Genomic DNA, 26,186 nt, shown 5'->3' with positions numbered 1-26,186 from the left:
GCCAACGTCGCCGGGAACCGGCCTGGCCTGGTGGGGCCGTGCATCATCCGTACGGGTAAACTCGAACGGGATCGTTTTGTCATGATCCTGTAAATCATGTTGAAAGGAATGCTGTGCTGCGCACACATGACCTCGGATCCTTGCGTTCCGAGCACATTGGACAGACCGTCACCCTGGCAGGCTGGGTAGGCCGCCGCCGAGATCACGGTGGCGTGGCCTTCGTCGATCTGCGTGATGCGTCCGGTGTCGCCCAGGTGGTTGTCCGCGAGGAAGAGGTCTTCCACGGCCTGCGCAATGAATACGTGCTGCAGATCGTGGGCACCGTGAGCAAGCGTCCCGAGGGCAACGAGAACCCGGCCCTCGCCACGGGTGAGATCGAGGTCATCGCCGAGAAGGTCGTGATTCTCAACACTTCGGATCCCCTCCCGTTCCAGATTGACGAGCACGTTGAGGTCGGCGAGGAAGCACGGCTCAAGCACCGCTACCTCGACCTGCGCCGCCCCGGCCCCGCTCACAACCTGCGGCTGCGCTCCGAAGCGAACCGCGTGGCCCGCGAACTGCTTCACCAGCAGGGTTACGTGGAGATCGAAACTCCCACGTTGACGCGTTCGACGCCGGAAGGCGCCCGCGACTTCGTTGTTCCGGCGCGTCTGGCACCGGGTTCCTGGTACGCGCTTCCGCAGTCGCCGCAGCTTTTCAAGCAGCTGCTCCAGGTTGGTGGTTTCGAAAAGTACTACCAGATCGCCCGTTGCTACCGCGACGAGGACTTCCGTGCGGACCGCCAGCCGGAATTCACGCAGCTCGACATCGAGGCCAGCTTCGTTGACCAGGACGACATCATCGAGCTTGGCGAACGAATCGTCAAGGCACTGTGGCAGCTGATCGACGTCGAAATCCCGACGCCGATCCGCCGCATGACCTACCACGAGGCCATGGCCAAGTACGGCTCCGACAAGCCGGACCTGCGCTTCGGCCTGGAACTCACCGAGTTGACGGAGTTCTTCAAGGACACGAATTTCGGTGTCTTCAAGGCACCGTACGTCGGCGCCGTCGTCATGCCCGGCGGAGCCTCGCAGGCCCGCCGCGCGCTGGACGCCTGGCAGGAATGGGCCAAGCAGCGCGGGGCCAAGGGCCTCGCGTACGTGCTGTTCAAGGAAGATGGCGAACTCACGGGTCCCGTTGCCAAGAACCTCACGGACACCGAGCGGGCCGGCCTGGCTGACGCTGTGGGTGCCAAGCCCGGCGACTGCATCTTCTTCGCCGCTGGCGAGAAGTCCCCGTCCCGCGCTCTGCTGGGAGCTGCCCGCGTGGAGATCGGCCACCGCACCGGCCTGATCGATCCCAAGGACTGGGCCTTCGTCTGGATCGTCGACGCGCCGATGTTCGAACCTGCAGCCGCAGCAGTCGCCTCGGGTGACGTCGCGGTGGGTGGCGGACAGTGGACGGCCCTGCATCACGCCTTCACCTCCCCGAAGCCCGAGTTCCTGGACTCCTTCGACAAGGACCCGGAAGCGGCCCTGTCCTACGCCTACGACATCGTGTGCAACGGCAATGAAATCGGCGGCGGGTCCATCCGTATCCACGAGAGCGACGTGCAGGAGCGCGTTTTCGAGCTCATGGGCCTGGACAAGGAAGACGCGCAGACCAAGTTCGGCTTCCTGCTGGAGGGCTTCAAGTACGGCGCACCTCCGCACGGCGGCATGGCCTTCGGCTGGGACCGCGTGGTGGCCCTGCTGGCCGGCGTCGACTCGATCCGCGACGTCATCGCGTTCCCGAAGTCCGGCGGTGGCTACGACCCCCTGACCGCTGCTCCCGCGCCCATCACGGCGCAGCAGCGCAAGGAAGCCGGAGTTGACTTCAAGCCTGAAGCCAAGGCCCAGGCAGCGCCGGCAGCCAAGCCGGAGTAGCAGGACACCGCAGAAGTAGCCCGGAGGCCCCCGCATATCGCGGGGGCCTCCGGCGTACCATGACGGCGATTGATTTCGAGGAGGACGCGTGGCGCAGGATATGAGCCTGGTATTGGTCGAAGCGCTGATGGACCAGGCTTGGCCGGCCCTGGATCGTGAGGACACCGGGGGATGGGTCATGCGTGCGGCCGGTGGCGTCACCCAGCGGGCCAACTCGGTCTGGCCGAGGGAAGAGGCCGATGACCACGAGTCTGCAGTACGGGCCGCCTCGCAGTGGTATCGCTCCCGGCGCCTGCCGCTGATCTTCCAGGTCTTCGACGACGAGCGGAGCGCGGGCCTCAACGCTGTGCTCGATGCGCAGCGATTCACCCGGCAATCCGAGACCCTCATCCTGGTCCGCGCGGCTGACACACCTCCCGGCGCTCCCCGCGGTGACCTGCCGAACGACGTCGAGATCTCCGAGGAGCCGTCCGAAGAGTGGCTGCGGCTGTGGTGGTCCGTCGACGGGCGCGGCGGCGACGCCGAGCTGGAGATCGCCCGGAAGATCCTCGTGTCTTGCCCCTCGGTCTACGCCCTCGTGACGGACGACGACGGCGTCCCGGCCGCCGTCGGACGCCTTGCCTTGGTGGACGGCAGGGGAGGCATCTACTGCATGGCAACCGCGGCCGGACACCGTCGGCGGGGCTTCGGGCGCCAAGTGCTTGACGCCCTTCTGACGGCTGGCGGTCACCGAGGCGTGTCAGGGTTCTGGCTGCTCGCGATGGCCTCGAATACCGCTGCCCAGGCTCTGTACGAGGGCGCCGGATTCACGGAGCGCGGCAGGTATCTCTACCGGCAGGCGCGCCCGCAACGGGCGTTGTCGGGCTGCTAGTGGCGCTGCGGTCCGCTACGGCGGATCAGTGACCTGTATCCGCACCGCGCACGCATCCGCCGCGGCACGGCGCAGCACTGTCGCATTGGGATCGGCGACCGCCAGGAACGCGAGCCTTGTCCGCGATGCGTATTCTTTCAACGCCGCTTCCGCCAGGACTGCCGCGGACAGCGCGGCGTCTCCGCCCAGGACCAGGTATTCGATACTGTGTCCGGCGAACACGCCGGCGGCATATCCGGCCACGGCCTCCGTGAGCGCGTTGGCTTGGTTCTCGCGCCGCCGGGCAAAGCGTTGCTGTGAGGATCCGCCTGCCGCGGAGCGTGACTGCACGTAACGGGACCCCGACTTGGACGCAGACACTGTGCCGCCGCTCACGACGCCCACCGCGTAGCCGCCGCGGCGCACCAGGACGATACCGAGCCGCCGTTCCTGTGAAGCAAGCGACGCCAGGCGCTCAACCGTGGTGGTTCCCTTGCCGGGCCTGCCATCGACAGGCCAGGGAGCCTTCAATAGCGCGGTGGCGCCGTCAGCCGCCCGCAGAAGGGTACCGCCGTCGTCGGGTTCTTCCGCAACGGCGCCATGGCTCGCGGCGAAGCGCTCCACCCAGCCGGTCACGCGCGGACCGGGGATGAAAGCGGTGCGTCCCGCCCCTGGCTGCTGCTTTTCGTTGGGGCCGGATGGCCGGGTCTCCACGTCGATGTCTCCTTAGCTGGAATCATGAGTAGCCTATCCATGTGGAAGATCTCTTTGGTGCGGGCGCGGACAACGACGACGACCCCGGCAGCCAGGCGGCGGATCCGGACAGTTCCAGAACAGGACGTCCATCGTCGCCGCGGAGCCCTTTGGCTGTCCGTATGAGGCCCCGGACGCTTGACGACGTTGTGGGCCAGCAGCACTTGCTGGGCAAAGGTTCCCCCTTGCGTCAGCTTGCCGCGGGGGCCGACGCAGCCGGTCCTGCCGGTCCGAGCTCGGTCATTTTGTGGGGACCCCCGGGCACGGGGAAGACAACTCTGGCACACGTCATCGCCCGCGGACCGGGCCGGAAGTTCGTCGAATTGTCCGCCATTACCGCGGGCGTCAAAGATGTCCGGCTGGTCATGGAAAACGCTTTGACTGCCCGGGATCTCTACCGGACCACCACCGTGCTCTTCCTGGACGAGATCCACCGCTTCAACAAAGCCCAGCAGGACGCACTGCTTCCGGGCGTCGAGAACCGGTGGGTGGTCCTGGTCGCCGCCACTACCGAAAACCCTTCGTTCTCGGTAGTCTCCCCGCTGCTCTCGCGATCACTCCTGCTCACCCTCAAACCGCTCACTGACAGCGACATCGAGGCGCTCCTGCAACGGGCCGTCGCCGATGCACGCGGCTTGGCCGGCGGAGTGGAGCTCACTCCGGAAGCCCTCGAGCATCTGGTCCGCTTGTCCGGGGGAGATGCCCGCCGCGCGCTCACCGCCCTTGAGGCAGCTGCCGGCGTCGCCTACGGAGACCGGAACGCCCCCGACGGCGGCGACGCTTCCGAAGAGCCCGGGCTGGCCGGCGACGGCGCCCCGGAGGCTCCGGTCGTCGTCGAACTCCGCCACACGGAGCGGGCACTGGACGTGGCCGCGGTCCGGTATGACCGCGCCGGCGACCAGCACTACGACGTCGCCAGCGCGTTCATCAAGTCGATCCGCGGTTCAGACGTCGACGCGGCCCTCCACTACCTGGCCCGCATGCTCGAAGCCGGCGAGGATCCGCGCTTCGTGGCCCGCCGGATCGTCATTTCGGCTGCCGAGGACATCGGCATGGCAGATCCCACGGCGCTGCAGACCGCAGTCGCCGCAGCCCAGGCAGTGCAGTTGATCGGCATGCCCGAGGGGCGGATCATCCTTGCCGAAGCCGTGGTGCACCTGGCGACGGCGCCCAAGTCGAATGCCGCGTATATGGGCATCAACAAGGCCATCGCCGATGTGCGTGCGGGGATGGGGAACGGGATCCCGGCGCACTTGCGGGATGCGCATTACCAAGGGGCGAAGGGCCTGGGCCACGGCCAGGGCTACAAGTACGCCCACGATGCCCCGCACGGCGTAGCCACTCAGCAGTACGCGCCGGATGACCTGGTCGGCAAGGACTATTACGAACCCACGGCAAACGGTGCGGAACGGGATATTGCTCCCAGGCTCGAGCGGCTGCGCCGGATCATCCGCGGCAAGTAGGCGTCATGGTAGGCTAGATGCTTGTCTGGCAAGGCTCGGGCGCACAATCCATCAAAACCCAGGTTTTGGTGCTGTGCCCTGCGCCCCGTAGCAAAAGGCAGCGGTTGGCCGATGCTCTCCCTCATGGAGGCCAGTAACACTGACACACCGCAGATATTGGAAGGACACAAGTGGCTAACAACACTCGTGCTCGCCGTACCGCACGCCTTTCGCGTGCACTCGGCATCGCTCTGACTCCCAAGGCCGCCAAGTACATGGAGCGCCGTCCGTACGGCCCCGGTGAGCATGGCCGTGCCCGCAAGAAGCAGGACTCCGACTACGCCGTACGTCTGCGCGAAAAGCAGCGTCTGCGCGCCCAGTACGGCATCCGCGAAGCCCAGATGACCCGTGCCTTCGAAGAAGCACGTCGCACCAAGGGCCTGACCGGTGAAAACCTGATCGAACTGCTCGAAATGCGTCTCGACGCCCTCGTGCTGCGTGCCGGCTTTGCCCGCACCATCGCCCAGGCCCGCCAGCTGGTTGTGCACCGCCACATCCTCGTTGACGGCATCCGCGTGGACCGCCCGTCGTTCCGCGTTGCTGAAGGCCAGCTCATCCACGTTCACAGCCGCAGCGAAGTCATGGCTCCGTTCCAGGTTGCAGCTGCCGGTGCACACGTGCTGAACTCCGTTCCGGCTTACCTGGACGTCAAGATCGACGCCCTGCAGGCACGCCTGGTTCGTCGCCCGAAGCGCTCTGAGGTCCCCGTGACCTGCGAAGAGCAGCTCGTGGTCGAATTCTACGCTCGCTGATTTCCAGCAAGCACCTACAAAGAAGCCCGTGGCACGCGCCGCGGGCTTTTTTGTATGTAAGGTACTTGGGGAAGCCACGCCGGGGGTACCCGTGTCGATCGAGATCGAGCACCAACGGCAACGCAACAAATGCTAGGAGATGAGTGTCCATGACTGGTGGCGATATTGCAGGCCTGATCGCGGCCGGAGTTTTCGCGCTCCTTGTGGTGCTGTTGGCCGTGCCGATCCTCAAACTCGGGCGCGTCTTCGATGAAGTCCGCACCTCCATCCGCTCCTTGAGCGACGGAGCAACGCCCCTGATGGACGAAGTCACGGCAACGGTGTCCACCACCAACCAGCAGCTGAAAAGGGTGGACGGGATCACTTCAAACGTTTCCGATGCCTCCGCCAACATCTCTGCTTTGTCCTCGCTGGTGGCCGCAACAGTCGGTTCGCCGCTCATCAAGGTGGCAGCTTTCAGCTATGGAGTGCGCTCGGCTTTTGCCGCCCGCCGCAAGCCGAGCAGTGGCCGCCGCAGCCGCTGAATCCGTTCGTAAGTCAGGAACACTGTGAAAAGAATTGTCTGGATGGGGATCGGCGTGGCAATCGGGGTCATCGCCTTCCGCAAGATCACCCAAGCACAGGCCAGTATTGGTCCCGACGGCCTGAACCGCGCGGTAGCGCGACTGGCTGACGGCGTCTACGACTTCGCCGATGCCGTGCGCGCCGGAATGAATGAACGCGAAGTCGACCTCCGTGCCGCGCTCGGCATCGCGGAGTCCGACGCAGGGAGCCGTTAAGCAGCCGCCAGGCACCGCGGTTCGCCCAAGCGGCCGTCAACAGGGCAGAATTAGAAGCTGCGGCGATGGCACATGCCAAAACCGCGCACAAACTCATGTGCAGTGAATTGAGAAGGGTAAGTAATCAGCTAATGAAGTCGCAGGAGATCACCAAACGCTGGGTGGACTTTTTTGTCAGCAAGGGCCATACCGCCGTTCCCTCAGCGTCGCTCGTATCCAGCGACCCTTCCCTTCTCTTCACTGTGGCCGGCATGGTTCCGTTCATTCCTTACCTGACCGCCCGCGAGGAACCGCCCTTCAACCGCGCCACGAGCGTGCAGAAGTGCATCCGCACCGGCGACATCGAGGAAGTCGGCAAGACCGCCCGCCACGGGACGTTCTTCCAGATGTGCGGAAACTTCTCCTTCGGGGACTACTTCAAGGAAGACGCCATCAAGTTTGCCTTCGAACTGCTCACGAAGAGCGTCGACGACGGCGGCTATGGTCTCGATGTTGAGCGCCTGTGGGTGACGGTCTACGAGGAAGACGACGAAGCCCAGGATTTGTGGCTCAAGAACACGGGAATCCCCGCCTCGCGCATCCAGCGGATGGGAAAGGCGGACAACTACTGGTCCACCGGGCAGCCTGGTCCTGCCGGTCCGTGCTCGGAAATCTACTACGACCGCGGCCCGGCCTATGGCGCCGAAGGCGGTCCCATCGCGGACGAAAACCGCTATGTCGAAATCTGGAACCTCGTGTTCATGCAGTACCAGATCGAAAACGTCCGCTCGAAGGTGGACTTCGACATCGTTGGCGAGCTGCCCAAGAAGAACATTGACACCGGCCTCGGCATGGAGCGCCTCGCGATGATCCTGCAGGGTGTTGAAAACATGTACGAAACGGACCAGGTCCGTCCCGTCATCGACAGGGCCGCGGCCCTGTCCGGCAAGGAGTACACCTCCGCCGAGTCTCCCGACGACCCTCATCACACGGACGACGTGCGAATGCGCGTTGTTGGCGATCACATCCGTTCGGCGCTCATGTTGATCTCCGACGGCGTGTCCCCGTCCAACGAGGGCCGCGGCTACGTCCTGCGCCGGCTGATCCGCCGTGCCGTCCGTGCCATGCGCCTCCTCGGCGTCGAAGAGGCTTGCCTCCCGCAGTTGCTGCCGGCTTCCCGCGACGCCATGAAGGGCGTCTACCCCGTGGTGGAGACCGACTTCGATCGCATCAGCCGCATTGCCTATGCCGAAGAAAAGGCCTTCCTGCGCACCATCGCCTCCGGCACTGCCCGCCTCGAGGAAGCCGTGGTGCTCTCCAAGGCTGCCGGAAAGCCCTTGTCCGGCGAGGATGCCTTCGCGCTGCACGACACCTACGGGTTCCCGATCGATCTCACCCTCGAAATGGCCGAGGAAGCCGGCTTGAAGGTTGACGAAGCCGAATTCCGCAGCCTCATGCTCGAACAGCGCCAGCGTGCGCAGGCAGATGCAAAGTCCAAGAAGGGCGGACACGCCGATGTCTCAGCCTTCCAGGAGCTCCTGGCCGAAGGCGAGACCGTCTTCACCGGTTACACCGAGCTGGAAGGCGAGGCCCGCGTCCGCGGGATCGTCAGCTCCGGACGGCGTGTTGCCCACGCTTCGACGGGCGACGAAATCGAGCTCGTGCTGAACGAGACGCCGTTTTACGCGGAGGCCGGCGGCCAGTCGGCCGACAAGGGCCTCATCACCGGTGACGGTTTCGTCGTCGAGGTCCTCGACGTCCAGCGCCCCGTGAAGGGCCTGAGCGTCCACAAGGCGATCGTCCGCGAAGGCGAGATCGCCTCGGACGCCTTGGTGCGCGCCGCCGTCGACCGCGAACGCCGCCACGCCGCAGAGCAGGCACACACGGGTACGCACATCGTGCACGCCGCCTTGCACCAGATCCTCGGCCCGGAGGCCACCCAGCGCGGCTCCTTCAACAAGGCCGGTTACCTGCGCTTCGACTTCGCCTGGGGCGAGGGGCTGAGCGCCGCCACGCGGTCCGAGATCGAAGAGGTCTCGAACATCGCGATCCGCAACAACTTCCGGGTGGACACCAAGATCATGGGCCTCGCTGAAGCGAAGGCCCTCGGCGCCATGGCCCTCTTCGGCGAGAACTACGGCAGCGAAGTCCGTGTTGTGGAGATCGACGGCGCGTGGTCCCGTGAACTCTGCGGTGGCACCCACGTGGCCAACACCTCCCTCATCGGCAGCCTGTCGCTGCTCGGCGAACAGTCCGTCGGTTCGGGAAACCGCCGCGTGGAAGCCTTCGTTGGCCTGGACGCCTTCCGGCACCTCGCAGCCGAGCGCGCGCTCGTCACTGAGCTCACGGAGATGCTCAAGGTCCCGTCGGGCCAGTTGGCCGACCGCATCTCCAGCACCTTGGCCAAGCTCAAGGCAACCGAGAAAGAACTCGACCGCCTCCGCAAAGAGCAGCTGACTGCAGCCGCCGGGAACCTCGTCGCCACGGCCCGGGATGCCGCAGGCGTCAGGGTAGTGGCACACGACGCCGGCCAGGTCGGGGGAGCGGACGACCTCCGCAGCCTCGCCATGGACGTGCGCAACCGGCTCGGCTCCGACGCCTCCACGGTTGCCGTGGCCGGTGTCAGCAACGACCGTCCCGTCATTATCGTGGCCACCAACGAGGCTGCGCGCGAAGCCGGCGTCAAGGCAGGTGCCTTGGTCCGCGTGGCCGCGGGAATCCTCGGCGGGGGCGGCGGCGGCAAGGACGATGTCGCCCAAGGCGGCGGAACCGACGCCGCGAAGATCGCACCGGCCCTTGCGGCCGTTGTGGACGCGATAACCAAGCGCTGATCTTGGAGGCCATTGCGCGCAACGACGACTACCCCCGGGGCATCAAACTGGGGGTGGACGTCGGCACCGTCCGTGTGGGAGTCGCCATCTGCGATCCGGACGGAATCCTGGCGACGCCGTTCAAGACGGTGAGCCGGGACGCCAAGAAGAATTCCGACATCGGGGTCATTGTCCGGCAGGTAGCGGAGCTCGGTGTCGTCCAGGTCTTCGTCGGGTTGCCGCGCACCATGAAGGGCGAGGAACACGCGTCCGCGGTCATGGCGAGCGACTACGCGGAGTTGCTCGCAGCCCACTTGCAGCGCCGTGGGCTCGACGTCCCGGTCAACATGGTGGACGAGCGGCTCAGCACCGTGACGGCCCACCGCAATCTCCATGAAGCTGGCATGAGCAGCAAAGATCATCGTAAAGTGGTGGATCAGGTTGCCGCTGCCGGAATTCTGCAGCACGCGATCGACATGCAAAAAGCCAGAGGTGCGGATGTGGGCAGGCGCGTGCAGGCGCCGATGCCACCCCAACACATTGACGGTGCCAGTGCGCCGCTTCCGGCCTCCGGCATTGATCCACACTCTCCAACGAGGGGAAGACAACTGTGAGCCCGGTCAACAACGACCCCTCCAACGACGCAGCAGAAGACCGTACCCGGCCTCTGACTCGTCGTGAAATCCGTGCCAGGGAACGCTTCCTGGAGACGCAGAACCAGGAGGTTCTGCCACCACCAGTGCCTGTCCACTTTGAGCCTGCCGAGGTTCCGAAGCCGCAGCCTGCATATGTCCCGGACTACGGGCCGGCGGCCCCTGAAGCGACCACCCATGCCGCTGACCTCCACGACCACGGTCTTCCCAACCAAGGCGCTTCTTCCGAAAGCGCGGCTGCGCACGGCGAACCGGTTCAAGCGGACGAGGACGTGCAGCTACACGATGCTTCGGATGCAGGCTTCCTGCAGCACGAAGACCCACTGCAGCACGAAGACCCAGCGCAGCACGAAGATCCAGCGCAGCCGTTCGACGGTGCCCACTACGACATGGTGCACCCTGACGCCATGGAGCACGACGACGCTGCCGGCTACGATGTCGCGCACGTCGACGAGTTCCACGAGCTGCCTGCCCATGAAGAGGGTCTTGAGCACCACGATCCCGAGTTGGCTTACGAGGTCCACGATGAGCACCCTGCCCATGACCTCATGGCGGCTGCGACTCCTGTGCCGAAGGCCCGCTCGAAGAAGGTCCGCAGGCGCCGCCGCATTGTTGCTCTCCTGCTCACGCTCACGGTCTTCGTCACGGCGGTCGCCGTTGGGGCGCAGTTCCTGAAGCCATTGCTCGGGATGGACAAGGTCAGCGACTACCCCGGCCCGGGTACCGGCTCCGTGACCATCACTGTAGCGCCGGGTTCCGGCCCCAAACTGGTCGCCACAAACCTTCAGAGCCAGCACGTCATTGCCGACGCCGATACGTTCGTGGCGGCCTTCACTGCTGCCGGGGGTGAACTCTCACCCGGTGATTTCACCTTCCGGACGGAAATGAAGAACTCCGATGCGGTGAACGTGCTCATCGGCAAGGACACTTCCAAGGTCATGTATTTCGCGCTCAGTGCGGGATTGCGGATCGGTGAATCACTTGATGCGATCTCCAAGGGCTCGGGCATCCCGTTGTCCGACCTGAAGGCGCTCAGCGACTCGCCGGGCCAGTTTGGCCTCCCCGCCCAGGCGAAGAACCTGGAGGGCTTCCTGGCACCGGGGGAGTACCGTTTCCCCCTTGGAACCTCTGCCAAGGACATCCTGCAGAAGCTCGTCACGTCGACAACCGATGAGCTCAAGGCCCAGGGTGTCACGGATCCGGTCAAGCAGTACCAGACCATCACGGTGGCCAGCATCGTGCAGGCTGAAGGCGGCCAAGCCGATTATGGCAACGTGGCCGGCGCCATCTACAACAGGCTCAAACCGGGCAACACCGAGACGAACGGCCTCATCCAGTCGGACGCCACGGTTACCTATGGCCTGGGTACCAAGACCTTCCACCTGACCGATGCCCAGAAGGCCGACAAGAGCAATCCCTACAACACCTACGCCAACGTGGGCCTTCCGGTGGGTCCCATTGGTTCCCCCGGCAAGACGGCGATCGATGCCGCCGCCAAGCCGACAGCCAACAACTACCTTTACTGGGTGACCATCAACCTGGACACCAAGGAAACCAAGTTCTCCAGCACTTTGGCGGAGCACCTCAAGTACGTTGACCAATACAACGCGTGGTGTGCAGCCAACGCGGGACGGTGCGTGTGAGTAGACGTGCCGCCGTGCTGGGGCACCCTATCGGTCACTCGAAGTCACCGGCGCTCCACCGCGCGGCCTACGCGAAGCTTGGGCTCGACATCGAATACTCGGCGATCGACGTCACCGTTGAGCGGCTCCCGGCCTTCATGGCGGGCCTCCAGGCAGGGGACGACTGGTGCGGTTTGTCGGTCACGATGCCCCTCAAGACCGCCATGGTGGACGAAGTCGACGAGGTCCGGGGCGCGGGGGCGCTATTGGGCGTCATCAACACGGTCGCGTTTGAAGCCACCGGCCAGGGCGTGCGGCGGATCGGTCACAACACGGATGTGGCCGGCATCGTTGACGCCGTCAGGAACGCGGGAGTCACAGAGCAGCCGGATTCCGCGATCCTTGGCGGAGGCGGGACATCCGCGGCGGCCATTGCGGCACTCCGGGAGCTCGGTTCGAAACACGTTGACGTCTTCGTGCGCGACGCCGGACGGGCTGCCGAGGCGAAAGCCGCGGCGGCCGCCGTCGGGCTTTCCATTCACCTCCGGCCGCTGGCTGAAGCTGCCGAAGGCATGGCCGGACTCGACCTGGTGATCTCCACGCTGCCGCCCCGGGCGGCAGACGGGATCGCAACGCAGCTCGAACAGCTTCCCGGCAGCGGCAGGCTTCCCGACGGCGGCAGGCTTCCCGGCGATGACAAGTTTCCTGGCGATGCCTGGGGTGTGCTTCTGGATGTCGCCTACGATCCGTGGCCCAGCCGCATCGCCGAAGCGTGGCATTCCCGGGGTGGGGTAGTGGTTCCGGGGCTGGAGATGTTGCTCTACCAAGCCGTGGAGCAAATCCGCTTGTTTTCCGGAGCCGACGTCACCGCCGATGTCATAGATGTGATGTGTGACTCAGTCGGGCTTCCCCGGCGGGTCTAGTAAGGGCCTTACATGGCAGGATTGGATATATGTTGCGTTGGTTGACTGCCGGTGAATCCCATGGCCCGGCACTGCTCGGAATTGTTGAAGGCGTCCCCGCCGGTGTGGAACTCACCAGCGAGGAAATACGCGACGCCTTGGCGCGTCGCCGGCTCGGCTATGGCCGCGGCGCCCGGATGAAGTTCGAGCAGGACGAAGTGAGCATCCTTGGCGGCGTCAGGCACGGCGTGACGCAGGGGGGCCCCGTCGCGATCCAGATCGGCAACACCGAATGGCCCAAATGGGAGCAGATCATGTCTGCCGACCCCGTGGACCCCGCGCTCCTCGCGGACCAGGCCCGCAATGCGCCGTTGACACGGCCGCGTCCCGGCCATGCGGATTTCACGGGCATGCAGAAGTACGGCTTCCCCGAGGCCCGGCCTGTCCTGGAACGCGCCAGTGCCCGGGAAACCGCCACCCGCGTTGCCCTGGGTACCGTGGCCTCGCAATTCCTGAAGCAGCTTGGCATCGAGCTGGTGAGCCACACCGTTTCCATCGCGAGCGTGACCGTGCCCGAGGGTCGCCCGCTGCCCGTGCCGTCCGACGTCCTGGCCCTCGATGCCGATCCTTTGCGTTGCTTCGATCGGGAGACCTCCGACGCGATGGTGGCCGAGGTTGACGCGGCACACAAGGAAGGCGAGACCCTCGGCGGTGTCGTCGAAGTCCTGGCCTACGGGCTTCCGCCGGGGCTCGGAAGCTACGTGCACTGGGACCGTCGCCTCGACTCGCGCCTTGCTGCTGCACTGATGGGTATCCAGGCGATCAAGGGCGTCGAAGTCGGCGATGGCTTCCTGACAGCGGCCCGCCGCGGCTCCGCGGCCCACGATGAAATCGTCAAGGACGAGACCGGCCGGATCGTCCGCAAGACCAACCGTGCCGGTGGCATCGAGGGTGGCATGAGCATCGGCGAGGTCCTGCGTGTGCGCGCCGCCATGAAACCCATCGCCACCGTCCCGCGTGCGTTGAAGACCATCGACGTCAGCACGGGCGAGGCCGCCAAGGCCCACCACCAACGCTCCGACGTCTGTGCCGTTCCCGCGGCGGGTGTCGTTGCCGAGGCCATGGTCGCGCTTGTGCTGGCCGAGGCCGTCGCCGAGAAGTTCGGCGGTGATTCGGTCGCCGAGACCGCCCGGAACCTTCGGGGTTACCTGGACAGCATCCCGGCAACCCTGGACTCGGTTGGCCACTAGTGGCCCGCTGTAGTCCGGGCGCCGCTTACGGGCGCGCGATCGCTTTGGTGGGGCCAATGGCCGTCGGCAAGTCGGTCATCGGCCAGCAGCTCGCCCAACAATTGGGCGTGTCCTTCGTTGACACGGACTCCGTCATCGTCGAGCACCACGGTACGATCGCGGATATTTTCGCCGGCCGTGGAGAACATGCTTTCCGGGAAATCGAGGCCAGGACGGTGGCACGTGCCGTTGAAGCTGCGAACATCGACGGCGCGGTGGTTTCGCTGGGTGGAGGCGCAGTGCTCGATTCCGGCACGCAACAACTGCTGGGCGGCTGCACCGTGATCTACCTTGAGTGCGACGCGGAGACAGTCGCTGAGCGCATTGCCCGCAATACAGGCCGGCCACTCCTGGCCGGCGACGCCATGGCCCGTTGGGATGCCCTCTTCGCCGCCCGGCGTCCTGTCTATGAACGCCTTGCAGACATCACCGTCGACGTCCGGTCCGGAACCGTTGCGGAAATCGCCCTCCACGTGGAGGAAAGACTGCGTGAATACGCGGCCTTGAAAGAGGAAGTGCAAAAGTGAGCAACGAAGCAACTGTCATCAAGGTCACTGGCCAGTCCGCCAACGAGAACTACGACGTCGTCGTCGGGCGCGGCCTCTTGGAGACCCTTCCCGCGAAGCTGGGAGAGCGCGTCAGGCGGGTTCTCGTGATCCACCCTCGTGCCTTGCGCCTCACGGGCGATACGGTCCGGGCCGAACTCGAGGCTGCCGGGTTCACCGCCTTCACCGCCGAGATCCCCGATGCCGAAGAAGGCAAGCACATCCAGGTTGCCGCGTTCTGCTGGCAAGTGCTGGGCCAGAACGACTTCACCCGCTCCGACGCGATCGTGGCGGTCGGCGGCGGCGCGGTCACCGACCTCGCCGGATTCGTCGCCGCCACCTGGCTGCGAGGCGTCAAGGTCATCCACATGCCCACGAGCCTTCTCGGCATGGTGGACGCGTCGGTTGGCGGCAAGACCGGCATCAACACGGCTGAAGGCAAGAACCTGGTGGGTTCCTTCCATCCGCCCGCAGCTGTCCTTGCGGACCTGGACACGCTCCAGACGTTGCCCAGGAACGAGTTGGTCTCCGGAATGGCAGAGGTCATCAAGTGCGGCTTCATTGCCGATCCCGCCATCCTGGAACTGGTCGAAAACAAGCCGGAGGAAGTCACCGATCCCGGCTCGGCGGTGCTCCGCGAGCTGATCGAACGCGCCATCGCGGTCAAGGCGAACGTGGTTTCCGAAGACCTCAAGGAATCCGGCCTGCGTGAAATCCTCAATTACGGGCACACGCTCGGCCACGCGATCGAACTCGTGGAACGCTACTCATGGCGCCACGGTGCAGCGGTTTCGGTCGGCATGATGTTCGCTGCCGAACTCGCCCGCAGCGTCGGCCGGCTTTCCGACGGCGACGCCGACAGACACCGCACCATCCTGGAGGGACTCGGCTTGCCGGTCACCTACCGCCGGGACCGCTGGCAAGGCTTGCTCGACGGCATGCGCCGCGACAAGAAATCCCGCGGAGACCTCCTGCGCTTCGTCGTGCTCGACGGCGTGGCCAAACCCGGAATCCTCGACGTTCCGGACACTTCGTTGCTCTTCGCTGCCTACCAGGAAATCGCATCATGACCACCGAGACCTTCAGCACTATCAGTGACTGGCCCACGGGAGGATTTCCAGGAGTGCGGACCAATCCGGACACGCTCCTGCCGGCCATCGTCAACGAGGAAGTCATGCAGTCGGCACTGGCTGAGTCCAGCGACCCCGCTGACCGCGTCATGGCACTCATGCTCGAAGGCCACCCGGGAGAGGCCGCCGAATTGTTGGCGGAGGCGCGCTACAGCGATCCCGAGTCGTTCAAGTTGCGGATCTTCGAAGCCGAACTGCACCGCGCCACCAACCGCTTCGACCGGGCCGTGGAACTCTTCCGCCGGCTACTGGGCGAAGTCCACGGAACCGCCGAGGAACCGGTCGTCCATCAGTATCTGGGGCGCGCCTATTTTGTGGCCGGCAATCACGTCGCCGCGGCGGAGTCGTTCACCAAGGCCCTGGACCTGCGTGTCGCACTGGCGGCTGACGCTTCCTTGATCTACTCCTCGGCTGTGGCCCTTCAACGCGCCCGGAACGTCCTCGAGCTCGCCTCCTGACAAGGGCGCGGAAGGCGTGACGCATTTTGCCGGTAGAATGGACTTTGGATTTTTGATAAATACGCGCTGGCGGCCGTCAAGGCATGCCTGCTTGGCATAGTCGGGCTGGAAGCCAGAGGCGTAGCTAGAACCAGTGAGAGAAACCAGAGGATACTAGTGGCAACCACAAATGACATCAAGAACGGAACCGTGCTGAAGCTCGAGGGCCAGCTCTGGAACATCATTGAGTTCCAGCACGTCAAGCCGGGCAAGGGCGGCGCGTTCGTGCGCACGAAGATGCGCAACGTCATGTCGGGCAAGGTGGTCGACAAGACCTTCAACGCCGGCCTCAAGATCGAAACCGCCACGGTCGACCGCCGCGACTACCAGTACCTGTACCAGGACGGCGCGGACTTCGTGTTCATGGACACCCAGGACTTCGACCAGATCACGGTCTCCGGTGCCACGGTAGGCGACGCCACCAACTTCATGCTGGAAAACCAGATGGTCAACATCGCCATCCACGAGGGCACTCCGCTTTACATCGAACTGCCCCCGAGCGTCGTCCTCGAGATCACCTACACCGAGCCGGGCCTGCAGGGCGACCGCTCCTCGGCTGGAACCAAGCCGGCTACCCTCGAGACCGGCTACGAGATCCAGGTGCCCCTGTTTGTTGAGAACAACACCAAGGTCAAGGTCGACACCCGCGACGGCAGCTACCTTGGCCGGGTCAGCGACTAGTGAGCGCCCGTGGTAAGGCCCGTAACAGGGCCCTCGAAGTACTGTTCGAGGCGGAGCAGCGTTCCGCCTCCGCTTTCGAGGTCTTGAAGGCCCGCCGGGAAATGACCGACCTCGTCGTCAACCCGTACACGATGGACATCGTGGAAGGCGTGGTTGCCATGCAGCCCACCATCGACGAGTTCCTGCAGACCTACGCCCAGGGCTGGACCTTGGAGCGGATGCCCGCGGTCGACCGCATCATCCTGCGGATCGGCGCGTGGGAGCTCCTCTACAACGACGACGTCCCGGACGGCGTGGCCGTCAGCGAAGCCGTTGCCTTGGCCAAGGTCATGTCCACCGACGAATCTCCTGCGTTCATCAACGGCCTCCTCGGCCGGTTGCAGACGCTGAAGCCGTCACTGCTCGCTTAGGCGGCATTGGAAGATCAGCCCAACTGACTGGCACTTAAGGTCGTTATGAGCCTTCATAACGACATCTGCTGCCAGTCAGTTGGGCTGAACTCAAGAGACCCTGGGCAGCCGGGTGTTGCCGCTGTGGTAATTTTGAAGAGCAAATGTTCCTTTTTTAATTCCGTCCAGTGAGGCGGGGAAAGGGGAGACGAGCGATGACTGAAGTCACTGCGCCGGTGCCGTCCCGGGTTGTTCTCAACCACGCGGACATCGACCGTGCGCTCACTCGTATCGCCCACGAGATCCTCGAAGCCAACAAGGGTTCCCAGGATCTGGTTCTTTTGGGCATCCCACGCCGCGGCTATCCGTTGGCCGTGAGGCTGGCTGGCAAAATCGCCGCCGCCGATCCATCCGTGAACGCTTCCGCGATTGTCGGTCAGCTGGACGTCACCATGTTCCGTGACGATCTATCCCACCAGCCCGCCAGGCCCCCGTACCCCACCAAGCTGCCGTTGTCCGGAATCGACAACAAGGTTGTTGTCCTCATCGATGACGTCCTGTACTCGGGCCGCACCATCCGGGCAGCCCTCGACGCGATCATCGACCTCGGCAGGCCGCGCATCGTCCGCCTGGCCGTCCTCGTGGACCGCGGGCACCGCGAACTGCCGATCCGCGCCGACCACGTCGGCAAGAACCTGCCGACGTCCTCCTCGGAAAAGGTCCGGGTCCACCTCGAAGAATTCGATTCCGTTGACGGCCTGCCCATCAATGAAGTAGTGATCGAGGCAGGCGCATGAAGCACCTGCTCTCCACCGAGAACCTGGGCGCTGCGGACGCCATCCGGATCCTTGACACCGCCGAAGAGATGGCGGCCGTAGGGGACCGGGAAGTCAAGAAACTGCCCGCCCTGCGCGGCCGCACCGTGGTCAACCTCTTCTTCGAAGACTCCACCCGCACCCGCATATCCTTCGAGGCCGCGGCCAAGCGGCTCTCCGCCGACGTCATCAACTTCGCTGCCAAGGGTTCCTCGGTGTCGAAAGGCGAGTCCCTCAAGGACACCGCGCAGACCCTCGCGGCCATGGGTGCCGATGCTGTGGTCATCCGCCACTGGGCTTCCGGGGCTCCGCACCGCTTGGCTTCCACCGACTGGATCGACGCAGCCGTCATCAACGCCGGCGACGGCACCCACGAACACCCCACGCAGGCCCTCTTGGACGCGTTCACGATGCGCCGCCACTGGTCCAAGTTGCACGGTTCGTCATCCACGGGCGCGGACCTCACGGGCATGCGCGTCGCCATCGCGGGCGACGTCCTGCACTCCCGCGTCGCCCGCTCCAATGTGTGGCTCCTGCGCACCCTCGGCGCGGAAGTGACGCTCGTGGCACCGCCCACGTTGCTGCCGATCGGCGTCGAACACTGGCCTTGCAAGGTCAGTTACAACCTCGATGAGACCCTCGAGGCCGGAGTGGACGCCATGATGATGCTGCGCGTCCAGGGAGAGCGCATGAACGCGTCCTTCTTCCCCTCCACCCGCGAGTATTCGCGACGCTGGGGCTTCGACGATGCCCGCCTGCGTGCCCTCGACGATCTCGGGCTCAAGGACACGATCATCATGCACCCCGGCCCCATGAACCGGGGGCTGGAGATTTCTTCTGCCGCCGCCGATTCGCCGCGCTCCACCGTCCTTGCCCAGGTCCGGAACGGCGTGTCGGTCCGGATGGCCGCACTGTACCTGCTGCTCTCGGGGGATTCCCGTGAAGCCGCCCCCATGCCGGGCACCGCCCGTTCCGATAAGGAGAGCAACTGATGACCGAAACCGCAACAGGGACCTACGTGATCCGCGGTGCGGCCATCCTGGGTGGCGACGCCGAGGACCTGCTGATCCGAGACGGCGTCATCGCCGGGCGCGGCATCGGCCTTTCCGCCGAAGGAGCCACCGTGATCGAGGCCGCCGGCCTCGTGGCGCTTCCCGGCATGGTCGACATCCACACCCACTTGCGTGAGCCTGGGCGCGAAGACGCGGAAACCGTCGAAACGGGTACCCGCGCCGCGGCCCTTGGCGGCTACACCGCGGTCCACGCCATGGCCAACAGCAACCCGGTGGCTGACACCGCCGGCGTCGTCGAGCAGGTCCACAGCCTGGGCCGCGCCTCCGGTTGGGTGGATGTGCGTCCGGTCGGCGCGGTCACGGTAGGGCTCGCCGGTGAGCAGCTTGCCGAGCTCGGCGCCATGGCGGACTCCCGCGCCCAGGTCCGCGTCTTCTCCGACGACGGCATTTGCGTCCACGATCCCGTGCTGATGCGCCGCGCCCTGGAGTACGTCAAAGCGTTCGACGGCGTCGTGGCCCAGCACGCCCAGGAACCCCGCCTCACCGCGGGAGCCCAGATGAACGAGGGCACCGTCTCCGCCGTCCTCGGGCTGGCCGGTTGGCCCGCGGTCGCCGAGGAGAGCATCATCGCCCGGGACGTCCTTTTGGCCCAGCACGTGGGCTCCCGCCTGCACGTCTGCCACGTGTCCACCGCCGGCTCAGTGGAGATCGTCCGTTGGGCCAAGGAACGCGGGATCAACGTCACGGCGGAGGTCACGCCCCACCACTTGTTGCTGACTGACGAATTGGTTCGCAGCTACGACCCCGTCTACAAAGTCAACCCGCCCCTGCGCACCGACGCGGATGTCCAGGCGCTCCGTGCCGGGCTCGCGGACGGCACCATCGACGTCGTCGGCACGGACCACGCCCCGCACCCAAGCGAGCACAAGGAGTGCGAGTGGGCCCAGGCGGCAATGGGCATGACGGGACTGGAGACTGCCTTGTCGGTCGTCCAGGAGACCATGATCGAAACCGGGCTCATGACCTGGGCCGACTTCGCCCGCGTCACGTCCACGGTGCCCGCGGCCATTGGACGCGTGGCAGATCAGGGGCGTCCGCTCGAAGCCGGTGAGCCCGCGAACGTCATCCTCGTGGACCCGGCTGCCCGGTGGACAGTGGATCCGCATAAGATGGCCACCATGGGCCGGAACTCACCGTTTGCGGGCAGGGAGCTGCCGGGCGCCGTCGTCGCCACGTTCTTCAAGGGCCACCCGACCGTGCTGGACAGCAAGCTCAACACGCCGTACCGCCATGCAGCGGAGCCGGCCGGCGCCGGCAGCAACAACTGATGGACAACAAACTTGCTTCCCTGCTCCTCGTCGTGGTCCTTGCCGCGGTTGCGGCCGGACTCATCGCGATAGGTTGGCGCGGCAGGCTCAAGCGGCAGGCCGGCCTCGGGCAGCTTCCGGACGTGCCGGAGAGGCTCAGCCCGGCCGGCATGGTGGCTGAAGGCCAGTATGTGGCCACGACGACGGCGGGAGACTGGCTCGACCGGGTCGCCGTCCACGGACTTGGCTTCCGCGGCAACGCGGAAGTGAGCGTCCACCCGGAAGGCGTCCTCTTCGACCGGAAGGGGACAGCACCATTGTTCGTTCCGGCGGAGGCCGTGACCGATTGCGGCAGCGCCGACGGCATGGCCGGCAAGTTCGTGGAGAAGGATGGACTCGTGGTCTTGAGCTGGATGCTCGGAGAACACGAACTCGATACCGGATTCAGGACCAGGCGCGCCGCCGACAAGCAACCGCTCCTCGAAGCACTTCAAGAATTGATCTCTGCAGCCCCCCAGGCAGATGCCGATAGTGGAAAGTAACAAAGTGACGGACACCAACGCAGTGACAGGCAATACCAATCCAGCAGAGTCCTCCGCGGCAGTGCTGGTCCTCGAAGACGGCCGCACGTTCCGCGGCCGGAGCTACGGCGCCACCGGCGTGGCCCTGGGCGAGGCGGTCTTCGCCACCGGCATGACCGGATACCAGGAAACCATCACGGATCCCTCCTACGCCCGGCAGCTCGTGGTCCAGACGGCTCCGCACATCGGTAACACCGGCGTGAACAAGGAAGACGCCGAGTCCCGCCGCATCTGGGTGGCCGGCTACGTGGTCCGCGACGCCGCGCGCCGCCCCTCGAACTGGCGTTCGGAGCGCAGCCTCGACGCGGAACTTGTCGAACAGGGCATTGTCGGCATCCAGGCCGTGGACACCCGCGCCATCACCCGGCACCTGCGCGAGCACAAGACCATGCGCGCCGGGATCTTCTCCGGCGAAGCGGCCAAGGCCACCGACAAGGAGCTCCTGGACACCGTCCTGGCCAGCGCGCCAATGGAAGGTGCCCGCCTGGCCGAAGAAGTGAGCATCGACGAGGCATACGTCGTCGAGCCCGCGGACCATGGCTGGGACGGCGAGCCGAAGTTCAGCATCGCCGCGATCGACCTTGGCATCAAGGCGATGACCCCGGTCCGCTTCGCCGAGCGCGGCGTACGCGTGCACGTCCTGCCGGCCACCGCAACGCTGGAAGACGTCAAGGCAGTCAACCCTGACGGCTTCTTCATGTCCAACGGCCCCGGCGACCCCGCCACCGCGGACGCCCAGGTGAAGCTGCTCCGCGCCGTGCTGGACGAGAAGATGCCGTACTTCGGAATCTGCTTCGGCAACCAGATCCTGGGCCGGGCCCTTGGATTCGGCACGTACAAGCTCAAGTACGGCCACCGCGGGATCAACCAGCCGGTGATGGACCGCCGCACCGGCAAGGTCGAAATCACGTCCCAGAACCACGGCTTCGCCGTCGACGCTCCCATGGACGGCGCCACCATGGCTCCCGAGGAGCGCTTCGGACGCGTCGAGGTCAGCCACGTGAGCCTCAACGACGACGTCGTCGAAGGACTCGCCTGCCTCGACATCCCGGCCTTCTCGGTCCAATACCACCCCGAAGCCGCAGCCGGGCCGCACGACGCCGCCTACCTCTTCGACCGCTTCATCGATCTGATGGAGAGCACGAAGAACGGCCAGGCCGCCGCGCAGGCCGCCGACACTCAGACATCGAACTCCGCGAAGAACGAGGACACCAAGTAATGCCAAAGCGTACAGATCTCAAGAGCGTCCTCGTTATCGGTTCCGGCCCGATCGTCATCGGCCAGGCGGCCGAATTCGACTACTCCGGCACCCAGGCACTGCGGGTGCTCAAAGAGGAGGGCCTGCGCGTCATCCTCGTGAACTCCAACCCGGCCACCATCATGACGGACCCCGAGTTCGCCGATGCCACGTACGTCGAGCCCATCACTCCCGAGGTGGTCGAAAAGATCATCGCCAAGGAGCGCCCGGACGCCGTCCTGCCTACGCTGGGTGGACAGACGGCCCTCAACACGGCCATCGCCCTCGACAAGAACGGCGTGCTCGAGAAGTACAACGTCGAACTCATCGGTGCCAACATTGCCGCGATCGAACTCGGCGAGGACCGTGAAAAGTTCAAGGGCGTCGTGGAACGCTGCGGCGCCGAATCGGCCCGCAGCCACATCATCCACACCATGGACGAAGCACTGGCTGCGGCGGAAGACCTCGGCTACCCGATGGTTGTCAGACCGTCGTTCACCATGGGCGGCCTGGGCTCGGGCCTGGCGTACAACGAGAACGACCTGCGCCGCATCGTGGGCCAGGGCCTGCAGTACAGCCCCACGTCCGAGGTCCTGCTGGAAGAGAGCATCCTCGGCTGGAAAGAGTACGAGCTGGAAATGATGCGCGACAAGAACGACAACGTCGTTGTTGTCTGCTCCATCGAGAACTTCGATCCGGTGGGTGTCCACACGGGCGACTCGATCACGGTTGCCCCGGCCCTGACCCTGACTGACCGCGAGTACCAGCGGCTGCGCGACATCTCCATCGCCGTCATCCGCGAAGTCGGCGTCGACACCGGTGGCTGCAACATCCAGTTCGCCATCGAACCGGACACGGGGCGCGTCGTCGTCATCGAAATGAACCCGCGCGTTTCGCGTTCGTCGGCGCTGGCCTCCAAGGCCACCGGCTTCGCGATCGCCAAGATCGCCACCAAGCTCTCCCTGGGCTACACGCTGGACGAGATCCCCAACGACATCACGCAGCAAACCCCGGCTTCGTTCGAGCCGACGCTCGACTACGTCGTCGTGAAGGTTCCCCGCTTCGCGTTCGAGAAGTTCCCTGCCGCGGACAACACGCTGACCACTACCATGAAGTCCGTCGGCGAAGCCATGGCGATGGGCCGCAACTTCACCGAGGCTCTGCAGAAGGCCCTCCGCTCGCTTGAGCAGAAGGGTTCGCAGCTGGACTTCAGCCACGTGCCCGAGTGGGAAGTTCCGGAGCTCATCGAGAAGTCCAAGCGCCCGACGACGGACCGCCTCCACCAGGTCCAGCGCGCCCTGCTCGGCGGTGCTTCGGTCGAGGACCTCTACGCCGCCACCAAGATCGATCCGTGGTTCCTGGACCAGCTGCAGCTGCTCAACGAAATGTCCCACGATATCCGCAAGGCCGGCGCCCTGACGGAGGACATGCTCCGCAACGCCAAGCGCCACGGTTTCTCGGACGAGCAGATCGGCGCCTTGACGCACAACCCGGAGGCCGTTGTCCGCGGCGTCCGGCAGGCCCTGGGCATCCGCCCGGTCTACAAGACGGTGGACACCTGTGCCGCCGAATTCGCCGCGTACACCCCGTACCACTACTCCTCGTACGACGAGGAGGACGAGGTCGGCCTGCACTCCAAGCCGTCCGTCATCATCCTGGGCTCGGGCCCCAACCGCATCGGCCAGGGCATCGAGTTCGACTACTCGTGCGTCCACGCCTCCATGGCGTTGCGCAAGGCCGGCTACGAGACCGTCATGGTCAACTGCAACCCGGAAACCGTCTCCACGGACTACGACGTCTCCACCCGCCTGTACTTCGAACCGTTGACTCTTGAGGACGTCCTCGAAGTCATCGCGGCCGAGGAGCGCACGGGCGGCGTCATGGGCGTGTTCGTGCAGCTCGGCGGCCAGACCCCGCTCAAGCTCGCACAGCAGCTGGCAGACGCCGGCGTGCCGATCCTTGGCACCTCCCCGGAAGCGATCGACCTCGCCGAACACCGCGGCATGTTCTCCCGCGTGCTCGACCAGGCGGGCTTGATCGCCCCGAAGAACGGCACCGCCGTGTCCTTCGAGGACGCCAAGAAGATCGCCGACGAGATCGGCTACCCGGTCCTCGTCCGCCCGTCCTACGTGCTGGGCGGCCGCGGCATGGAGATCGTCTACGACGAAGCCAACCTCTCGCGCTACATCGCCAACGCCACGGAAATCACCCCGGACCACCCAGTGCTGATCGACCGCTTCCTCGAGGACGCCGTCGAAATCGACGTCGACGCGCTCTTCGACGGCACGGACATGTACCTCGGCGGCATCATGGAGCACATCGAGGAAGCCGGCATCCACTCCGGTGACTCCGCGTGCGTGCTGCCTCCGATCACCCTCGGCAGCAACGTGATCGAGCGCGTCCGCACGGCCACGAGGGCCATCGCTGAAGGCGTAGGCGTCCGTGGGCTCATCAACATCCAGTTCGCGCTGGCCTCCGACGTGCTCTACGTGCTCGAGGCCAACCCGCGCGCTTCCCGCACGGTTCCGTTCGTCTCCAAGGCAACGGGCGTGCAGATGGCCAAGGCTGCGGCCCTGATCGGCACCGGCGTCACCATCAACCAGCTGCGCAGCGCCTACAAGATGCTGCCGGAGACGGGCGACGGTTCAACCCTGCCGCTCGACGCTCCCGTCGCGGTGAAGGAAGCCGTGCTGCCGTTCAGCCGTTTCCGCACGCCGGAAGGCAAGGTAGTGGACTCGCTGCTCGGCCCGGAAATGCGTTCCACCGGTGAGGTCATGGGCATCGACAAGCACTTCGACACCGCATTCGCGAAGAGCCAGGCCGCTGCCAACAACGCGCTGCCCACCGAAGGAAAGATCTTTGTCTCTGTCGCCAACCGCGACAAGCGTTCGGTGATCATGGGCGTCAAGCGCCTGTCCGATCTCGGCTTCGAGATTGTCTCCACGGGCGGCACCGCGGATGTCCTGCGCCGCAACGGCATCCAAGCCACCCCGGTCCGCAAGGTAGCCGAAGGCAGCAGCGCCGAAGGCGAGGGGACCATCGCGGACCTCATCATCGCCGGCGAGATCGACATGGTCTTCAACACGCCTTCCGGGGGCGAAGCCCGCAGCGACGGCTACGAACTCCGTGCAGCCGCTACGTCCATCGGCATTCCCTGCATCACCACGGTTGCGGAGTTCAACGCCGCGGTGCAGGCCATCGAGGCGCTGCGCACTTACGAGTGGTCGGTGACGAGCCTGCAGGAGCACGCCGCTGCGCTGTCAGCTTCCCAGGCCGCGGCAGCCGAGGCCGTCAATGCCTGAGTCCGCCGCAGCCGCGCGGCAGGCTGTTCTTAGCTCGGGACCACAGCCGTTCGGTTCCCGCCTGGCGGCCGCGATGGCCGCTCGTGGCCCCTTGTGCGTCGGCATTGACCCGCACCCGGGGCTCTTGGCGGACTGGGGATTGAACGACGACGTCGCAGGCTTGGAACGCTTTTCGCTCACGGTCGTGGAGGCCGTGGCGACGCTCGCTGCCGCGGTCAAGCCGCAGGTCGCGCTCTATGAGCGCCATGGCTCCGCTGGCATTGCGGTTTTGGAACGGACCCTTGCGGTCGCAGCCGACGCCGGAGTGCTGAGCATCGCCGACGCCAAACGCGGAGACATCGGTTCCACGATGGCTGCCTACGCCGACGCCTGGCTACGGGATGGTTCCGCCTTGGCGGCAGACTCGGTCACGCTGAGCCCGTACCTCGGCTTCGAGTCGCTGCGACCGGCACTCGACCTCGCAGCCGAGTCCGGCCGCGGTGTCTTCGTGCTCGCCCTGACGTCCAACCCCGAGGGCAAGTCCGTGCAGCACGTAGGCGGCTCGGAATCGGTCGCGCGGCGGATCGCCGAGGCCGCAGCCGAGGAAAACCGTCGCTATTCCGATGCGATGGGGTCCGTCGGTCTTGTGGTCGGTGCCACGATCGGCGGCGCCCTCACGGAACTCGGGCTGGACCTCGACGCCGTCCACGGGCCTATCCTGGCACCCGGACTGGGCGCGCAGGGGGCCACTCCGGCGGATCTGCGTGCCACTTTCGGCGCGGCGTACCCGGCGGTCCTGGCGACGTCGAGCCGTGGAATCCTCGCTGCCGGTCCCGCGATTGCCGGACTGCGCTCCGCCACTGAGGCCACGCGCGACGGACTGCTGGAAGGCTGAGCCCGATCTTGGTTGGT

At 65.5% G+C, this 26,186-nt stretch carries 24 protein-coding genes; 23 read left to right on the top strand and 1 reads right to left on the bottom strand.

Annotation, left to right across the window (positions count from 1 at the left end; translation table 11 throughout):
- Positions 1-113: 113 nt before the first annotated feature.
- Both aspS and QRN45_RS08625 read left to right on the top strand, forming a co-directional pair.
- Positions 114-1,907, top strand: a complete 1,794-nt coding sequence (gene aspS, locus QRN45_RS08630; protein ID WP_078108980.1) for an aspartate--tRNA ligase — start codon at positions 114-116, stop codon at positions 1,905-1,907.
- 100 nt (positions 1,908-2,007) lie between these two features.
- Complete coding sequence (locus tag QRN45_RS08625) at positions 2,008-2,778, top strand: GNAT family N-acetyltransferase (RefSeq protein WP_284763132.1); 771 nt, start codon at positions 2,008-2,010, stop codon at positions 2,776-2,778.
- Positions 2,779-2,793: 15 nt separating this feature from the next.
- Here the strand turns inward: QRN45_RS08625 and QRN45_RS08620 are convergent, their stop codons facing one another.
- The gene (locus tag QRN45_RS08620; RefSeq protein WP_241709976.1) at positions 2,794-3,471 is read right to left on the bottom strand and encodes an acVLRF1 family peptidyl-tRNA hydrolase; all 678 of its coding nucleotides are present in this window, start codon (positions 3,469-3,471) and stop codon (positions 2,794-2,796) included.
- 41 nt (positions 3,472-3,512) lie between these two features.
- Here QRN45_RS08620 and QRN45_RS08615 point away from each other — a divergent pair, with 41 nt between their 5' ends.
- From QRN45_RS08615 to pyrF, 21 genes are all read left to right on the top strand, one after another.
- Complete coding sequence (locus QRN45_RS08615; RefSeq protein ID WP_264636430.1) at positions 3,513-4,973, top strand: replication-associated recombination protein A; 1,461 nt, start codon at positions 3,513-3,515, stop codon at positions 4,971-4,973.
- Positions 4,974-5,143: 170 nt separating this feature from the next.
- Entirely contained in the window at positions 5,144-5,764 is a 621-nt protein-coding gene (gene rpsD / locus QRN45_RS08610) for a 30S ribosomal protein S4 (RefSeq protein WP_078108983.1), read from the top strand.
- A gap of 149 nt (positions 5,765-5,913) precedes the next feature.
- Complete coding sequence (locus QRN45_RS08605; protein WP_078108984.1) at positions 5,914-6,288, top strand: DUF948 domain-containing protein; 375 nt, start codon at positions 5,914-5,916, stop codon at positions 6,286-6,288.
- A gap of 42 nt (positions 6,289-6,330) precedes the next feature.
- Complete coding sequence (locus QRN45_RS08600; protein WP_241709990.1) at positions 6,331-6,543, top strand: hypothetical protein; 213 nt, start codon at positions 6,331-6,333, stop codon at positions 6,541-6,543.
- A gap of 131 nt (positions 6,544-6,674) precedes the next feature.
- A complete protein-coding gene (alaS, locus tag QRN45_RS08595; RefSeq protein WP_284762974.1) occupies positions 6,675-9,353 on the top strand; it encodes an alanine--tRNA ligase in 2,679 nt (892 codons plus the stop codon).
- A gap of 2 nt (positions 9,354-9,355) precedes the next feature.
- Entirely contained in the window at positions 9,356-9,946 is a 591-nt protein-coding gene (gene ruvX, locus QRN45_RS08590) for a Holliday junction resolvase RuvX (RefSeq protein ID WP_139359771.1), read from the top strand.
- Positions 9,943-11,628, top strand: a complete 1,686-nt coding sequence (gene mltG / locus QRN45_RS08585) for an endolytic transglycosylase MltG (RefSeq protein ID WP_284762973.1) — start codon at positions 9,943-9,945, stop codon at positions 11,626-11,628. The genes ruvX and mltG overlap by 4 nt, the downstream gene beginning before the upstream one ends.
- Entirely contained in the window at positions 11,625-12,530 is a 906-nt protein-coding gene (locus QRN45_RS08580) for a shikimate dehydrogenase (RefSeq protein WP_284762972.1), read from the top strand. The genes mltG and QRN45_RS08580 overlap by 4 nt, the downstream gene beginning before the upstream one ends.
- A 29-nt stretch (positions 12,531-12,559) precedes the next feature.
- Positions 12,560-13,759, top strand: a complete 1,200-nt coding sequence (aroC, locus tag QRN45_RS08575; protein ID WP_078108990.1) for a chorismate synthase — start codon at positions 12,560-12,562, stop codon at positions 13,757-13,759.
- Positions 13,759-14,325, top strand: a complete 567-nt coding sequence (locus QRN45_RS08570) for a shikimate kinase (protein ID WP_284762971.1) — start codon at positions 13,759-13,761, stop codon at positions 14,323-14,325. Before aroC ends, QRN45_RS08570 begins: the two co-directional genes overlap by 1 nt.
- The gene (aroB, locus tag QRN45_RS08565) at positions 14,322-15,413 is read left to right on the top strand and encodes a 3-dehydroquinate synthase (RefSeq protein WP_284762970.1); all 1,092 of its coding nucleotides are present in this window, start codon (positions 14,322-14,324) and stop codon (positions 15,411-15,413) included. The genes QRN45_RS08570 and aroB overlap by 4 nt, the downstream gene beginning before the upstream one ends.
- The gene (locus QRN45_RS08560; protein ID WP_078108993.1) at positions 15,410-15,931 is read left to right on the top strand and encodes a tetratricopeptide repeat protein; all 522 of its coding nucleotides are present in this window, start codon (positions 15,410-15,412) and stop codon (positions 15,929-15,931) included. Before aroB ends, QRN45_RS08560 begins: the two co-directional genes overlap by 4 nt.
- 156 nt (positions 15,932-16,087) lie before the next feature.
- Positions 16,088-16,651, top strand: coding sequence for an elongation factor P (gene efp, locus QRN45_RS08555; protein ID WP_078108994.1), 564 nt, complete (start codon positions 16,088-16,090; stop codon positions 16,649-16,651).
- Positions 16,651-17,061 (top strand): transcription antitermination factor NusB, encoded by a 411-nt coding sequence (nusB, locus tag QRN45_RS08550; protein WP_078108995.1) that lies wholly within the window; start codon positions 16,651-16,653, stop codon positions 17,059-17,061. The genes efp and nusB overlap by 1 nt, the downstream gene beginning before the upstream one ends.
- 194 nt (positions 17,062-17,255) lie before the next feature.
- Entirely contained in the window at positions 17,256-17,837 is a 582-nt protein-coding gene (pyrR, locus tag QRN45_RS08545) for a bifunctional pyr operon transcriptional regulator/uracil phosphoribosyltransferase PyrR (RefSeq protein ID WP_078108996.1), read from the top strand.
- Positions 17,834-18,847, top strand: a complete 1,014-nt coding sequence (locus QRN45_RS08540) for an aspartate carbamoyltransferase catalytic subunit (protein ID WP_284762969.1) — start codon at positions 17,834-17,836, stop codon at positions 18,845-18,847. Before pyrR ends, QRN45_RS08540 begins: the two co-directional genes overlap by 4 nt.
- The gene (locus QRN45_RS08535) at positions 18,847-20,196 is read left to right on the top strand and encodes a dihydroorotase (RefSeq protein WP_284762968.1); all 1,350 of its coding nucleotides are present in this window, start codon (positions 18,847-18,849) and stop codon (positions 20,194-20,196) included. The genes QRN45_RS08540 and QRN45_RS08535 overlap by 1 nt, the downstream gene beginning before the upstream one ends.
- A complete protein-coding gene (locus QRN45_RS08530; RefSeq protein ID WP_284762967.1) occupies positions 20,196-20,717 on the top strand; it encodes a PH-like domain-containing protein in 522 nt (173 codons plus the stop codon). Before QRN45_RS08535 ends, QRN45_RS08530 begins: the two co-directional genes overlap by 1 nt.
- On the top strand, positions 20,698-21,975 hold the full coding sequence (gene carA, locus QRN45_RS08525) for a glutamine-hydrolyzing carbamoyl-phosphate synthase small subunit (protein ID WP_241709966.1): 1,278 nt from the start codon (positions 20,698-20,700) through the stop codon (positions 21,973-21,975). The genes QRN45_RS08530 and carA overlap by 20 nt, the downstream gene beginning before the upstream one ends.
- A complete protein-coding gene (gene carB, locus QRN45_RS08520) occupies positions 21,975-25,295 on the top strand; it encodes a carbamoyl-phosphate synthase large subunit (protein WP_284762966.1) in 3,321 nt (1,106 codons plus the stop codon). The genes carA and carB overlap by 1 nt, the downstream gene beginning before the upstream one ends.
- Complete coding sequence (gene pyrF, locus QRN45_RS08515; protein WP_284762965.1) at positions 25,288-26,169, top strand: orotidine-5'-phosphate decarboxylase; 882 nt, start codon at positions 25,288-25,290, stop codon at positions 26,167-26,169. The genes carB and pyrF overlap by 8 nt, the downstream gene beginning before the upstream one ends.
- Positions 26,170-26,186: the final 17 nt, after the last annotated feature.

Origin of the sequence: Arthrobacter sp. efr-133-R2A-63 (genome assembly GCF_030209795.1) — a bacterium.
GTDB lineage: Bacteria > Actinomycetota > Actinomycetes > Actinomycetales > Micrococcaceae > Arthrobacter > Arthrobacter bambusae_A.
Note: the sequence above shows the minus strand (reverse complement) of the source record. Positions and strands in the feature narration are given on the sequence as shown.